This window comes from Bacillus sp. FSL W8-0183 (genome assembly GCF_038006825.1).
Lineage (GTDB): Bacteria > Bacillota > Bacilli > Bacillales > Bacillaceae > Bacillus > Bacillus altitudinis.
Genome location: NZ_JBBOVY010000001.1, coordinates 192,076 through 205,177, shown reverse-complemented (window position 1 = coordinate 205,177; position 13,102 = coordinate 192,076). Strand labels below are relative to the sequence as shown.

Annotated in this window: 22 protein-coding genes; 2 read left to right on the top strand and 20 right to left on the bottom strand. The window is 39.8% G+C overall.

Annotated features, from left to right (window positions below):
• Positions 1-54: 54 nt before the first annotated feature.
• The 4 genes from NSQ64_RS01235 to NSQ64_RS01220 all read right to left on the bottom strand — a co-directional run bounded on the left by NSQ64_RS01235 (position 55) and on the right by NSQ64_RS01220 (position 2,541).
• A complete protein-coding gene (locus tag NSQ64_RS01235; protein ID WP_286108671.1) occupies positions 55-1,332 on the bottom strand; it encodes a site-specific DNA-methyltransferase in 1,278 nt (425 codons plus the stop codon).
• 52 nt (positions 1,333-1,384) lie between these two features.
• Complete coding sequence (locus tag NSQ64_RS01230) at positions 1,385-1,858, bottom strand: hypothetical protein (protein ID WP_286108670.1); 474 nt, start codon at positions 1,856-1,858, stop codon at positions 1,385-1,387.
• Positions 1,859-1,925: 67 nt separating this feature from the next.
• Positions 1,926-2,270 carry a structural protein gene (locus NSQ64_RS01225; RefSeq protein WP_286108669.1) on the bottom strand — a complete coding sequence of 115 codons (345 nt, stop codon included), beginning with the start codon at positions 2,268-2,270 and terminating at the stop codon, positions 1,926-1,928.
• Between the two features lie 91 nt (positions 2,271-2,361).
• Positions 2,362-2,541: a hypothetical protein gene (locus NSQ64_RS01220; protein ID WP_056702470.1), complete on the bottom strand. Its 180-nt coding sequence runs from the start codon at positions 2,539-2,541 to the stop codon at positions 2,362-2,364.
• A 513-nt stretch (positions 2,542-3,054) separates the two neighbouring features.
• Between NSQ64_RS01220 and NSQ64_RS01215 the strand changes: the two genes are divergently transcribed.
• Both NSQ64_RS01215 and NSQ64_RS01210 read left to right on the top strand, forming a co-directional pair.
• Positions 3,055-4,182 (top strand): collagen-like protein, encoded by a 1,128-nt coding sequence (locus tag NSQ64_RS01215; RefSeq protein ID WP_341014639.1) that lies wholly within the window; start codon positions 3,055-3,057, stop codon positions 4,180-4,182.
• A 33-nt stretch (positions 4,183-4,215) separates the two neighbouring features.
• Positions 4,216-4,560, top strand: a complete 345-nt coding sequence (locus tag NSQ64_RS01210; RefSeq protein WP_056702476.1) for a hypothetical protein — start codon at positions 4,216-4,218, stop codon at positions 4,558-4,560.
• A gap of 114 nt (positions 4,561-4,674) precedes the next feature.
• Here the strand turns inward: NSQ64_RS01210 and NSQ64_RS01205 are convergent, their stop codons facing one another.
• From NSQ64_RS01205 to NSQ64_RS01130, 16 genes are all read right to left on the bottom strand, one after another.
• Positions 4,675-5,058 (bottom strand): ArpU family phage packaging/lysis transcriptional regulator, encoded by a 384-nt coding sequence (locus NSQ64_RS01205; protein WP_056702479.1) that lies wholly within the window; start codon positions 5,056-5,058, stop codon positions 4,675-4,677.
• A 74-nt stretch (positions 5,059-5,132) separates the two neighbouring features.
• Entirely contained in the window at positions 5,133-5,477 is a 345-nt protein-coding gene (locus NSQ64_RS01200; protein ID WP_056702482.1) for a hypothetical protein, read from the bottom strand.
• The gene (locus NSQ64_RS01195; RefSeq protein WP_056702485.1) at positions 5,474-5,884 is read right to left on the bottom strand and encodes a hypothetical protein; all 411 of its coding nucleotides are present in this window, start codon (positions 5,882-5,884) and stop codon (positions 5,474-5,476) included. The genes NSQ64_RS01200 and NSQ64_RS01195 overlap by 4 nt, the downstream gene beginning before the upstream one ends.
• A complete protein-coding gene (locus NSQ64_RS01190) occupies positions 5,881-6,486 on the bottom strand; it encodes an HNH endonuclease signature motif containing protein (protein ID WP_226650602.1) in 606 nt (201 codons plus the stop codon). Before NSQ64_RS01190 ends, NSQ64_RS01195 begins: the two co-directional genes overlap by 4 nt.
• 2 nt (positions 6,487-6,488) lie before the next feature.
• Positions 6,489-6,719: a hypothetical protein gene (locus NSQ64_RS01185; protein WP_008360821.1), complete on the bottom strand. Its 231-nt coding sequence runs from the start codon at positions 6,717-6,719 to the stop codon at positions 6,489-6,491.
• Between the two features lie 2 nt (positions 6,720-6,721).
• On the bottom strand, positions 6,722-7,030 hold the full coding sequence (locus NSQ64_RS01180) for a hypothetical protein (RefSeq protein WP_056702490.1): 309 nt from the start codon (positions 7,028-7,030) through the stop codon (positions 6,722-6,724).
• A gap of 234 nt (positions 7,031-7,264) precedes the next feature.
• Positions 7,265-7,465: a DUF6877 family protein gene (locus tag NSQ64_RS01175; protein ID WP_056702496.1), complete on the bottom strand. Its 201-nt coding sequence runs from the start codon at positions 7,463-7,465 to the stop codon at positions 7,265-7,267.
• A 208-nt stretch (positions 7,466-7,673) separates the two neighbouring features.
• A complete protein-coding gene (locus NSQ64_RS01170) occupies positions 7,674-7,898 on the bottom strand; it encodes a hypothetical protein (protein WP_286108667.1) in 225 nt (74 codons plus the stop codon).
• Between the two features lie 32 nt (positions 7,899-7,930).
• Complete coding sequence (locus NSQ64_RS01165; protein ID WP_034282417.1) at positions 7,931-8,134, bottom strand: XtrA/YqaO family protein; 204 nt, start codon at positions 8,132-8,134, stop codon at positions 7,931-7,933.
• Between the two features lie 73 nt (positions 8,135-8,207).
• Entirely contained in the window at positions 8,208-8,489 is a 282-nt protein-coding gene (locus tag NSQ64_RS01160; RefSeq protein ID WP_286108666.1) for a hypothetical protein, read from the bottom strand.
• Positions 8,490-8,774: 285 nt separating this feature from the next.
• Complete coding sequence (locus NSQ64_RS01155) at positions 8,775-9,482, bottom strand: hypothetical protein (protein ID WP_264432436.1); 708 nt, start codon at positions 9,480-9,482, stop codon at positions 8,775-8,777.
• Positions 9,483-9,513: 31 nt separating this feature from the next.
• Positions 9,514-9,894 (bottom strand): hypothetical protein, encoded by a 381-nt coding sequence (locus NSQ64_RS01150; protein WP_046343227.1) that lies wholly within the window; start codon positions 9,892-9,894, stop codon positions 9,514-9,516.
• Positions 9,873-10,331, bottom strand: a complete 459-nt coding sequence (locus NSQ64_RS01145) for a RusA family crossover junction endodeoxyribonuclease (RefSeq protein ID WP_286108665.1) — start codon at positions 10,329-10,331, stop codon at positions 9,873-9,875. The genes NSQ64_RS01150 and NSQ64_RS01145 overlap by 22 nt, the downstream gene beginning before the upstream one ends.
• Before the next feature lie 202 nt (positions 10,332-10,533).
• Positions 10,534-11,826, bottom strand: coding sequence for a replicative DNA helicase (gene dnaB, locus NSQ64_RS01140; protein WP_286108664.1), 1,293 nt, complete (start codon positions 11,824-11,826; stop codon positions 10,534-10,536).
• Positions 11,798-12,085 (bottom strand): replicative helicase loader/inhibitor, encoded by a 288-nt coding sequence (locus tag NSQ64_RS01135; protein WP_286108663.1) that lies wholly within the window; start codon positions 12,083-12,085, stop codon positions 11,798-11,800. Before NSQ64_RS01135 ends, dnaB begins: the two co-directional genes overlap by 29 nt.
• On the bottom strand, positions 12,082-12,984 hold the full coding sequence (locus NSQ64_RS01130; protein WP_286108662.1) for a hypothetical protein: 903 nt from the start codon (positions 12,982-12,984) through the stop codon (positions 12,082-12,084). Before NSQ64_RS01130 ends, NSQ64_RS01135 begins: the two co-directional genes overlap by 4 nt.
• Positions 12,985-13,102: the final 118 nt, after the last annotated feature.

Sequence of the window (13,102 nt, the reverse complement as noted above, 5' to 3'; positions counted from 1 at the left end):
GAGGTTCTTTCTGTCTTTGAAGGGAGGGTGTTGTCAGCACCCTCTTTTTTTATTTTATAAAGAAGAAACCAACTCAGGTTCAATTCCCGTAAATTCAGCGAATCTCTTTTTAATTACATCGCAAAAATACGGATCGAGCTCCAAAAGAAGGGCCTCTCTATCAGTTTGCTCACATGTCATAAGAGTCGACCCGCTTCCCCCAAAGAAATCCACTACTCTATCACCTTTTTTACTGCTATTACTTAGGGGAATATTAATAAGATCAAGCGGCTTCTGTGTAGGATGAACATATTTTGTAGTATCACCGCGGGAAACTTCCCAAATTGTTGCTGGTTCTCCTTCTTCAGAGGTATCAGCTCTCCAAACAGTAACTTGTTTTCTATCTCCATACCAATTAGGTGAATAGCCTTTTTTGAATGCATAGAAAACCGGTTCGTGCATGTATTTATATTGCGCCCATCCGAATGTCGGTGAGTTTTTTACCCAAATACACTGTGATCTTATATCAATATCTGCGTGACGCATCTCATTCTCAAAAGCGCGTTGATATGAAGCAGCATGAAAAACATATATAGCTGCCTTTTCGTTCATGATTCTTGAATAATTCAGGAACACTTCTCTTAAAAATAAATCAAACTGACCATCATCCATAGAATCGTTTAATATTGATGCATGGCCATCATCATTTAACTTTTTACTATCACTTTTCACCGCTACATTATAAGGTGGATCAGTTATGACTAGATCTGCTTTATGGCCAGACATCAATCGGTCAACATCCTCTATCTTTGTCGCGTCTCCACACACTAGGGTATGCCGGCCAAGCCGCCAAACATCCCCATACTTTGTTTCTGGTTCTTTTATATTGTCTAGTGCCTCTTGCACATCAAAATTATCTTCCTCAACAATCACGATCTCATTTTCAATAGAAACACTGTCTAATAGATCTTCATATTCTTCTTCAGTAAATCCAATAGTTTCTAGATCAAGATTGTTATCCTTTAGTTCTGTTAGAAGTTTTTCAAGTTTGTTTTCATCCCAATGGCCACTGATTTTGTTTAATGCTACGTTTAGAGCCTTTTCATCCTGGTCATTTAAAGAAACCACTGATACCAGAATTTCAGACGGCTTATCTTCCATCAATACCTTGAAACGTTGATGACCTCCTACAAGATGGCCAGTTCGTTCATTCCATACTAAGGGATCAATGTATCCAAATTTTTTTATTGAGTTTTTCAGAGAGTCGTATTCTGGATCTCCTGGCTGCAGATCAATTCGGGGGTTATATGGTGCAGGGTTAATTTTATGTACGGGGATTGTTTTGATATTCATGATGTATCTCCTCCAATTAAAAAAACACCTTATATCCTAAGGTGTCCGGTACTTATTTAAAACTTCTATTTGGAATTTCATCTAAACATTCTTGTAGTAATCGTTTATATCTAATCAATAATTTGTACTCGTTTCTATCAACAAAGGATTGCATGCGCCAAATTCCCAAAGTTACAAAAGCAACATACAAGATCGTAAATGTAGGTGCATGTACACCTAATTTTTCAACCATTGTAATACCATGATTCAACATGCTTCCAAATAAAAAAGACATGATTGCAAAAAGAGCTGTAATGTAATGCTTATTAGATTTTTTATTCTCTATAATATCTTCAGTCCTACCCAAAAGCATTTGAATCTCTTTTCTATTATGCTGCTTTTTTATTTTCTCTTTAAATGCTATTTGTTGATTAATAGTTGCTTTATGCATCTTTTTCCCAAATTGTTTCAAATAAATTTCGATGTATTTACTCTGTTCAAATGATGTAAATTCGTTGGTTTCGTTGGTTTCGTTAATTTCATTCATAAGAAATCACCTCCTAAACATATATCGGAGGTGATTTGGAAATTTTCAGGCGTTCAGTGAATTGGTTCTATTTAACGTAAAATTCGCTAGTATAGAATGTTCCAAGGGTTGCAACATGATTGCCCTTTTTGTCGTAGCGTTCTACGTCCACTCTGAATCGATAAGTGCCTTTTTTGTTACCAAATGACTCTTTGATGTTAAATTCATCATATAGCTTTTCGCTTGGGTTAAGCGGGTTCGGGGAATTTGTTTTAATTGTCTCCCACTTGCCATTAACCTTTCTTTGAGGAATAAGGTTTGGCCCACAAATGTAATCATTGTGATTTTGAATCGCAACAACCACAACCTTGTCCTTTCCTAAAGTATGATTCGCTTTTTTTGGATTAGCAGATACACCAAATTTTGATGTCATGCTCATCATCTCCCTTTTTATATTTTTGCGCTCCTATCCCTCACCAAAGCACGTGCAGCCATACACCCAAAAGACGACTGTTCCCATTAGGTTATCGTTTCCTCCGGATACGGCCCCCTTGTCTTTGATACGTTTCGCGTCTCGTTCCCATGATTTCTTCCCAATCTCGCTTTGTTATCGGATCAGCATCGCTCTTCTTACTATTAGAACCAGGAGCAATGCTTTTAAATTGCTTTAATGTCTCTTTAGAAACAGAATCCCTGATCTTCATTTCACTCGCTCCTTGCCGAATAAGCACCACCTTACGCTATTCGCTTAAATAGATTTTGATTTTGCAATGATGACTACACTCCGAGAGGATGCCAAGTACAGTCAATCATCAATTAAAATGAAAAACTGTCCTCGATACGGCTGCCGCAGACCAGCTGCTATCCAGGCTCAGAATGTCCCTCTCGTATGGCCACATTCCTCAACACCTTTGTTCCGTATCCAGATACGCCATTGATAAGGGAAAGGCGCGTCTCCCAATAAAAAAAGCGGACACCAATCAAGGCACTTAGAGTGCTCAATGATCAGCGTCCGCAGGTTCTTCCTTCTGGACAAAATATTCACGTTCGTTTTGCTTGTCTCTATCATACGATGATCCACTTAGGAAAAAAGGTCCCCTTTTTATCCCCCTTTTTGTCGGTTTTTTCAAAAGATATTTAAGTACCAAAAAGCCCTTACATATTTCTCCTTATCTAATATTATGTCATGATTACAATTTTTTTAGGAGTGTGTTCAAATGAGCTATAGGCGATGTTGTCGTTGTGGAGAATGGTTAGATGTTTGTTGTTGTATAAAGACAGTTTGTGTTCCTGGAAGGCGTGGTCCTGCAGGAATACCTGGTAGACGAGGTGCTACTGGCCCTGCGGGTCCCCCTGGTCCTACTGGTGCTACTGGAGCTGCAGGGGCTCCTGGTGCTACTGGTGCCACTGGTCCTACTGGCCCTTCAGGGGCTACTGGCGCCACTGGGCCTACTGGCGCTACCGGTCCTACTGGTCCTTCAGGGGCTACTGGCGCTACCGGTCCTACTGGTCCTTCAGGGGCTACTGGCGCTACCGGTCCTACTGGTCCTTCAGGGGCTACTGGCGCCACCGGTCCTACTGGTCCTTCAGGGGCTACTGGCGCCACCGGTCCTACTGGTCCTTCAGGGGCTACTGGCGCCACTGGGCCTACTGGCGCTACAGGGGCTACGGGTGCTACCGGTCCTACTGGCGCTACAGGGGCAACAGGTGTTACTGGCCCTACTGGAGAAGCCTGCTGTCCATGTACAAATCTATTAGCTAACCCTGGATTTGATTTATCAGCTACTGGGGCACCACCCGCATCATGGACATCCGCTACAGCTACTGTAGTTGATTTCCCAGATGCTCATAGTGGTCGTTTTGTTGGAAGTCCTACAACTCCAACCATACAATCGGTTAGTATTCTAGGTTTAGACCCTAACCCTCCTGTTGGAACAGTAGCAACTCCTGGCTTTATCAACCAAATTGTTCCTGTTTCAGAAGGTTGCTGCTTTACTCTTACGTTTGCAGGTGATGTGCGAGCAGGAGGAGTATTAGTTGCATCGGTTTCCTTCCCACCTCAAACATGCCCACCATTAATCACTAATACGGGTACTGCTGAAGGAACAGTGACAACTAACCCAATATTTACAGAGGATATTCCGCATATTATAGCGGTATCTAACCAACCTCAAAGTGTCTTTCAAAATTATTCATTAACAGTTTGTGCACCACCAGGAGCGACTACGGCTTGTATCACTTTCCAAAATATAGGTAACCCTGCTCCAGGGAGTCAAGCTTTAGTCGACAATGTCGTCTTTAAAAATGCAGGTGGCCCATGCGATACGTGTGTTCAAAACTTTTAATATTAAAGAATTGGCAAAGGCATGTGAGTAAATATGGCTAGAAACTGCGGATGCGGAAGAAGAGTTTATAAAGAAGGAGATTTCATTGTTAAAACGAGCTGCCCTGAAATCACTTTAGAAATTATCCAAAAGGAAGATTTGTGTTTTCAAGTTAAAGGAAAAGTATCATGCAATACACTTCCTTTACAACATGTGAATGTAAATTTATCAAGTTCATCTGAAAGTATTTTAAAACCTCAAATATCTACTACTGATAAAGATGGAGGATTTTCATCAGAATTAAATTTATTAGAGAATTCAGCCAAGGAAGTTGAAGTTACAGCAACTGTGATATCTAATAAATCACCTGTAAAAAAGTCAATAACAATCAACTTTTAGTTTTAAAACTTTTTCTAAAGATTAATAAAAGATACACTAAGATTTCTTACAAAGAGAGGGGTTAATTTCACACTACCCCTACTCTTTTTCTTAAAGACTTTACTCTTGCAGTAATTAAATGATTCCAAGCGCTGTCGAAAGGTTAAACGTCGCTTGCTTTTTCAATTTGTAATACCGGTCCTTCTTCAGCCCCAACTCTTCACATACCTCTAAATCTTTTACGAATCGTGATGAGAGATACTTCATGCGGATGATGTCTTGCTCAATTTCATCTAGGCTGTTTTCTAGCGCTCTTTCTATCTGTCGAACCTTCAGTTCATTTAAAACTTCCTGGTTCCTGAGAGAAGGAAAAAGGCCTGTTGCGCCGTTTGCCTGCTGTTCCTTTCTGTTTTCCTCCTTCACCTTAAGGGCCCTATAGACCTTCAGCTCCTTGATTAGAGCATTTCTTACTTGTTTCTCATCGATACCTGGCAGTAGACACAATTGTTCAGCTCCCATGTTTCTCACCCTCCTTCTATAAACAATGAAAGACATAGACCAAGGCAATTTTGCACCGATCTATGTCGTATGATTTATTCTTCTAATTGCTGAAAAGCTGATTCAATCTTTTCAAGAATCCCTTTTTCGATTTCAGTTAGCTTATGGCCGTGCATTTTTGTGTGTAGAATGTTGTCCTTGATAGCAACAAGTTCTGATCTATCAAATTTGAAAAATCCTTTAAAGCAGTCAGGAAGAATATCTATTTCCACTTCGTCTCCAAAAACGTCTTCATGCAAGAAGAGAAACCATGTATCTTCGTGATGATGCTCCCCTCGTTCCAAAATGTCTTCTTTTGTTTCCGCGACTGTTTGGAGCAGAAAGCCGCTCTCGTTGATTAGTTTAGTTTCATCTGATAGGTTTGATAATTTAATTGTCATTTCCGCACCTCGAATGACGGCGTATAGATATGGCCTTTGACGCCTGTCCAATTTTTATATTTATAGATGGTCATCTTGATACGATGCGTACCGGATGTGTGATTGACTATATAAAATTCTTTTGCAGGTGTGGCGTTCTTAAATGATCCAACCAAGCTGAACCGCTGATCTTTCCATTTGCCACCTACTCGTTTTTGCAAAGTGAAACGATAATATACCGTTTCAGAACCCGTTTTACTTGCTGTGACATCAATACTCTTGGCTCGCGGCGTATATGAATTGGCATCCGTTGATACGCTGACTGTATGTCCTCCAATTGTTTTATATCCGCTCGTTACTGCCGCAGCAGACGGCGCACAAAGCACCGAAGCAACAATAATAGATAGTGTGATTAGTAGTTTCTTCATTGTTTACTCTCCCTTTTCAATTCGCCAATTTTAGAATATATAGCTGCCATCACTATGCCTGTTTTAGTGATTTCAGGATCATTAGCAATTAACTTGTTTTGATTTAACCTTACTAATTGCTGTCTGGTGATGAGTTGCAAATTGTCTAGTTTTACATTGAGCTTATTCCCGTCTAAAAAAATTAAACAATGGCCACTTGGGATCGGTCCGTTTTCTTCTTCCCAAAGCACCTTATGCTTATGTTTCCATCGTTCTTGCGAAGGCCCATCATCAGACACCTTGATCAATATATAACCGTCTCGATCAACTCTTTCATAACCTACAGGCTTGTAATTTGAAGGCCTGTGTCCTGGTTTGAAAGATGTTTTATTTCCGCCAACATTATAAATGCCTTTTGTACCTTTATTGAGCGGTGCATGCCCTTTGGGGAAATAACCGCTTAAACCGCTAGAGATTTTACGATTATGCTTCCAGGTCTTCACTTGTTGTCTAGTAACATTTAAACCAAATTTCTGGTTGATCAAATCTGCTAGTTCTTGATTGAGTAAACCTGCAGCATGTGAACGGATGAAAGATTCTTGTTCTTCAGTGAATAACCTCACCTTTATCCCTCCAGCATTTTCGGTTTCTCAAGATCTTTTGATTTGTACTCTGTATGAAATTTTTGCGCTTGTAATACTAGTGCTCCATTAGAAATTATGCGATTGGCCACATCAGTAACAGCTTTGGAACGTTCAATTTCTTCTTGAAGTTCCTCACCTTTTAAGTCTTCGTCACTCAACCGCTCCAGCTGCGCAAATAAATGGTTGTTCAAGTCTCCTAATGTATTTCTCATCTTCATTCATCCTCCTCATGTCTTGCCTTGATCCTTTCAAATTCTTCGGTTGTATAATCTACATGAACAGGATCGTAACAGTTAGTGAGATCATTAATATCAAGAGGAGCATTGTGTTGAGACACTAGGTTGTAAAAATCGGTTAAATCTTGATCACTTGGCTTCTCACGATCTTTTCTAATGAGACACAACGCATCTATAATTTCTTTTACATCTCCATTAGGATCAGTTAAATCCATAAAATCAGGTCCATAGCTTAGATAGCGTTCAGTTCGTTTGTTTTTAAATACAATCGCTGGCACAGTTTTCATATCAGAAGCCCTCCTGCAAATCTTGTATATCGCCTTGATAAAACGTCTGTTGCTTAATTACTACAAATGTAATAGGGGTACTTCCTAACTGTGTGTAGGACCCGAATTGTTTAAGTAGAGCTTGTTTCGTTTCTTCCGCCGTTGGGTAGTGATCCCACTTCCCACAAGTGAATCTATCTAACACTTTAAGAACAAAAATATTCTTTAATTCCACAATAATCTCCCTCTCTTTTTTCACTCTGCTCGCTTGGCCTGTTCATTAAATCGGCGCAGCAGCTCATCTTTAATTGTTTCAGCTTTTGTTCTTTGTCCTTTGATGTAAGGGCTATTGATGCGATCACCAGACAGCACCGCATCCCCTATTCGTCGTTTGATGTCTTTCAGAGCCATCCAAAGCCCTTCATATGACATGTTTTCAGGTGGTTTAAACTCCATATGATCCTCCCTCAGAACAGTGTCAGCTGTTCCTGGTGTTGTTCTTTTTGCTTTATTAAAAAATGCCTGGCTTCAAATGCTCCATAGTGTGAGCCAGGACTATCAAATTTTGATACATAATAATGAGCGGAACCGAGAGGAAAGAGAAAGTACTCTACGCCCTTATCTAGCGGTGTAAACTCATTAGTGAGACATATTCCCTTCAAGGTCATGCCACGATTTCCCATGGCAACCGTTCAACCCTTTTCATACTTCCAGCACAGCCGACTCTACCAAGGTTCCGACGTGCTGCTTGATAGGTAGGATATGTGTCATACTCGCTCCATTTAGCATCTGTTAATAGATCAGAACGCCAATATGCAACATATCCGCTTGCTGTATTGACGATACAAAATTCAGCGAATGGTGATTTTGAATACCAGATTTCTTTCATTTTGACTGCCTCCCTGCAGGAGGAAGCTCCTGCTATTTTATTTTGTGTGAACTGCTGTAATTCAAATTTGTGAATTGGCCGTCACGTGTAGTGATTTCCGTTTTTCCGTAAATAGGTGCTTCAGCTAAAAATGCTTCGTTGGAATGGCCGTCTAGGATAATGACTTTAACTTCTCCTTTTTCAAAAAGCTGATTAATTGAGATGTTAGAGTCTATATGTTTGTAAGGATTATTCATGCGCACAAGGCCTCCCATGTTATAATGAATTGTCGAGATTCATTAGAGCCGGAGCCTTGTGCTTTGGTTCTTTTTATTTGTCCAGAAAAACTTGCAGATCACGTACGCACATTCTAAAGAGATGTTCAACATTTAAGTCTAAGGACAAATCGATCAGAGCCTTTAATTCATCTTTAGTGATCGTTACATCCAAGTTTTTAGCCCAATGTTTAGGAACAGCTGTAGACTTACCCTTAAGCGGCTTCACTAAAATATTTTTGTCAGTAACTTTAATTACGTAACCAGATATATGAAACATTTTGCGTGCAACTTCACCCAAAGCTTCCACCCAATCGCCTTCTACAATCTGTTTCATTTCCTGAAGCTCCTTCCGCACTTCGAGCAGCAAGGACCATTAAAAACCCGAGTGCTAAAATCCAGCCAATAACCACGACGCACCGAAACTATGTTTATACATTTGAAGCAGAAGAAGTATTTATGTTTGAAGAAAAATTTGATTTTATTAATCATCTGACAATCCTCCATCCTTTCCTGATCCGACTGTGCAGTTCATATTTTTTAAGTGGTTCATAGAGGTGGACGCGCTGTCCATCCTCTTCGCGATAAAGCAAGAACCACCGTTTTGACCGTTTGCGTGCCATTACGCAATCACTTTAATTTTCTTCCTATGAATCTCTTCTTGCAGCGTTTGCACTAAGTATTTTCTAATAGATTCCATTGCTTTTAGCTTCCACGCACCACCATCTGCTTCAAAAAGGGCGCAAGCAGGACCGCTCTGCATACGAAAGACAAAATTTGATTCTGGCTGTTTCACTTCAACAAATGTTCTAAATGGAGCCAAAACTACTGGGTTAGGTACTTGTACATTTGCAACTGAAGCAGGGCCCGCTTTTGCGACAACTTGTTGAGATACACCGTCATCACCAATTGTTTGCACCGCTTCCTCTTTGATATTTCCAACAACTTTCAGCATGATGTCCCTGTCCTCATTCTGTACAAAAACTGATTGAAGTTTGATGTTAAATGTTTCAGGATCATAGAAACTATCAAACCTGAATGAAGGTATCATTGCTTCAGCTTTAATAAAAATCTTTCTTTCTGCATCTCGGTTTAATTGAGAATACACAGTTATTGATGTTGGAGATTCAACATGTACCATTAGCTGCCCTGGCTCATCAAAATTAGACTGTAGATATTCCACTAAACCAGACAAAGAATGTACATGAATTGAATTTGGGATAGGTTCCTTAATTCTTGATAATGTTTCAGTTGAATAAACTACATCCTCAACTTTCCAAATCTTTGTATTAGCCAATCCTGTAATATATTGAAGTGCTTCTTTAATCATTTTTCATTCCTCCAGTATTTATTTTTAATAATTAATTTGATTTCTTTTGTTGGTAATTGATGATTTTTTGGCCATCATGTTCTGCTATATCACCCGCATCATCAATGTATGTTTGACCTAGAATTCCAGATTTGAGTTCAGCTCCCGTGACATTCCCCTGCAAGTCGGTGTCCATAAATAATTTCGCTTCTACTTCTCTTCCTGGAGCAAGTTGAGATTTTGCTACCACATTTGTAAAGACAACATCTCGGCTTTCATCTCCATAAAGTGCTACTTGGATAGTTAGTTTTCTTTTTGCTTTTGGATCTGTATTTGGATCAGCAATATTTTCTAAAATACGTTGGAGTTCAATGTTGAATTGTTCCTTCAATGCACCTTCTGCAAAAGAATTCAGATTAATGTTTGTTGACATAACTTTTCCTCCTCATGGGTTGGTGTAAGAGTAGATACTTCGACTTCAATTCTTGGTGTGCTGCTGTAAAACTTGCTTACATGCAGATCAACAATTTGACTATCATCCTGCCAAATTACTTTATTCAGGCCATCTTTTATCCCTTTGATGTAGTTATCAACATCCGGCTTCTTAGCTGGACGCAATTCGCCTCTTTCGGCTGCTGCTGCTTTTTTCTTGCTGAAGCTTTTCAATAATGATTTATAGACTTTCACCTTCAATTCAAGAGGACCAGTCAGGAGTTGATCAGGTCGGTGATCGCTCGCAGCCAGCTTCACATAAGACTTAAAGTCTCTTGATTTTTTCGGATCATACAGCCTTGTCATGCCATTTACAGTCGTAGCCCGAGGTCTTCCCTGTGCTACTGGTTCTGCGTAAATGGTGAATGTTATTTTCATTCGAATGCCTCCATCCTCGCGTTATATGTTAAAACCTTATTTCCTCGCTCACTCTTTTTCGTGATTACTAGCATTTCGAGTTCATAGAGTGATAGTTTTTCGAGATTTTCATTCTCATTCGGTTTATATCCAATGCGCTTCAGTTCATTGAGAAGGAACTGTTTGCGTTGCTCGCTATTGATTGTCATGTTCATTCCTCATTTCACATTGCGGCTTCCATTTGCCGCGATAGATTTACAAATCTCCCGTACTCTTTCACGAATACTGCGTTTATTGTTCCTGTTGATCCATTCCGTTGTTTTGCAAAAATGATTTCAACAATGTTTTTAGCTTCGCTTTGTTTGTTGTAATAATCATCCCGATAAAGGAATGTCACTATATCAGCATCTTGCTCAATGCTCCCTGAATCTCGCAAATCAGACATCATAGGTCTTTTGTCATTTCGCGCTTCTACACCGCGTGAAAGCTGTGATAACAAGATGATGGGAACGTTGAAACTTCTGGCCATATTCTTAAGTTCTCTCGTGATCTCACCAACCTCATGGTTTTTGCTCTCGGATTTACCAATCGGGGTGATAAGCTGAAGATAATCAATAATGACCAAATGATCTTGATCAGGATGATCTTTCTTTGTTTTACGGATTTTAGAGCGAATGTCTGCGACGGTTTGAGTGGGGTGATCATGAATATAGATGTCTAATTTTTCGTATTCGCCCATCGCACTATGGGCACGATCATAATCATCCTCACTAAAATATCTCTTTGGATTCCTCCACTTCGTGCCTTCAATACTCCCTATGCTACTTAACATACGGTGTGTTAATTGTGTATCAGACATTTCCAGTGAAATTATGTCGGTTACTCCACCATTTAGTGCATTATTACGACCAAGGTTAAGAGCGAACGCTGTTTTACCCATCGATGGACGGGCAGCCACAATAATCAAATCACTCTTCTGCCAACCGCCTGTCATGGCATTAAGATCCGCAAGACCCGTGTTGACTCCAGTCAGATCACCATGATCTTCTTCCATGCTCATGTATATATCTGTTAGAACATCCATTTTCGTACGAGTCTCTTTGACACCAACCTCTTGAGCTTCAATTGTTTTTTGATAAAGCTCGGTGATGCCCTCATCAGTAGGGGAACTGGCAAATGCTAAAGCAGCACTTTGCAAATCTCTGAGTCTAAAAGCCTCGTAAATTAATGTTTCATAGGTTTCAAATGAATGAGTAGATGGAACAGCACTCGCTAGGTTGGTTAAGTATTCAAATCCACCAACTGCATTTAAAGTGTCCCCCATAGATGCAGCGATATTGGCCAATTCAACAGGCTTACCTAGCTTGTCCACTTCCCTCATCGCTTCAAAAATTTGCTTGTGACGCTCTTCAGCAAAATGTTTAGGCTCTAAGGCTGTTTCCTTGATTAGATCGCCTTCAAGGATGATACAGCCGAGCAAAAACTGTTCAGCCTCTACGTTTCGCAAATTTTGCATTCTTTTCCCACTCTTTCTGCTTCTCTAGAAACTCGTTTTTCTCTTGTTGATGTACTTGTATCTCCGCAATAGCAGGAGGGAAACGTTTTTCAGCAATATGTTGATCAACTTTTTTTGAAACTGCCTCATACGGCAGTGCAGTTAAATGCTCCAACCAAATCCTTATTCTTTCTTTTCCAACGGTGTCAGTAGTAAGTTCAAATCTCGGATACGCAGCTGCTATCCTGGTTAAGATGATCATCGCTTGTTCTTCAGTCATGCTAATCCTCCTCCAAATTTAATGCCTTTTTCTTTGGCATAAGCCTCTAATGCTGATAAGTTGTCTTGTTGTTTCTTAGGTTTAAATTCAGATACGTTGCTAGGTTGATTGTTTTTGGCATGCCATCGATCAAGGATACCTTTCTCCAGGTACGCAAATGATTTAATGCCGTCCGCTCTATGTCTTGGTCGGTATTGATCAAAAATCTCATCAATCCACACCAATATGTCTTCAAGGGGTATCTGCTCCTGAATGATCCTATCAATCGCCTGTGCATCATTAGGAGAGATCATCAATCCCCCACCTCTTCGTGATAGATATTTGTCTTCGATTTGTTGGAAAGGAGAATCATTTCCTCTTGGCGCTCTCTCTTCTTCCTCTTCATATACATTCTTTACATTCTTAACATTCTTGTTTGTGATCATTTGATGTTCAATTGATGATCTTTTGATGTTCATTTGATGTTCATTTTGGTGATCAACTTCGTTGTTTTCTTGTTGGTAAAGCGCCCATTTATTAATGGTTACAACAGAAAATTTGTTGCTCTTTTTGATGCTCAGAAAATTCATTTCCTCTAATTTTTCAAGCCACCGATACACTGTAACTTTTCCAGTTACTTGATCACTTTTCCTAAGCCCTTTGTTAAACATTTCAGCAATATCGTACCTACCAGTCACAAATTGACCAGGCTCTAATTCCACCACCTGATTACCTATCATCTGCTGATGATGTTTATGGCTCGCTTCAGTAAGACAGATGAGCCAAAGCCTAAGCAGGTTAGGATTATTGAATACTGGATTTTCTCGTAATTTCCGATGTAATTTGATCCACCCTCGCAAATGACTTCCTCCTTCCCAACTACTTGCGTTTGAGTCTACAAATAGCGTATTTGCCTTCAATTTTCACGACTTCAAGATGCGGTTCATGCTTAGCCATATACGTGCTTATGTACATGGCCAATACCTTTTTCCGCATATCTGGAGCTACTGATCTAGCCAAAGTAATAAAACAATAGGG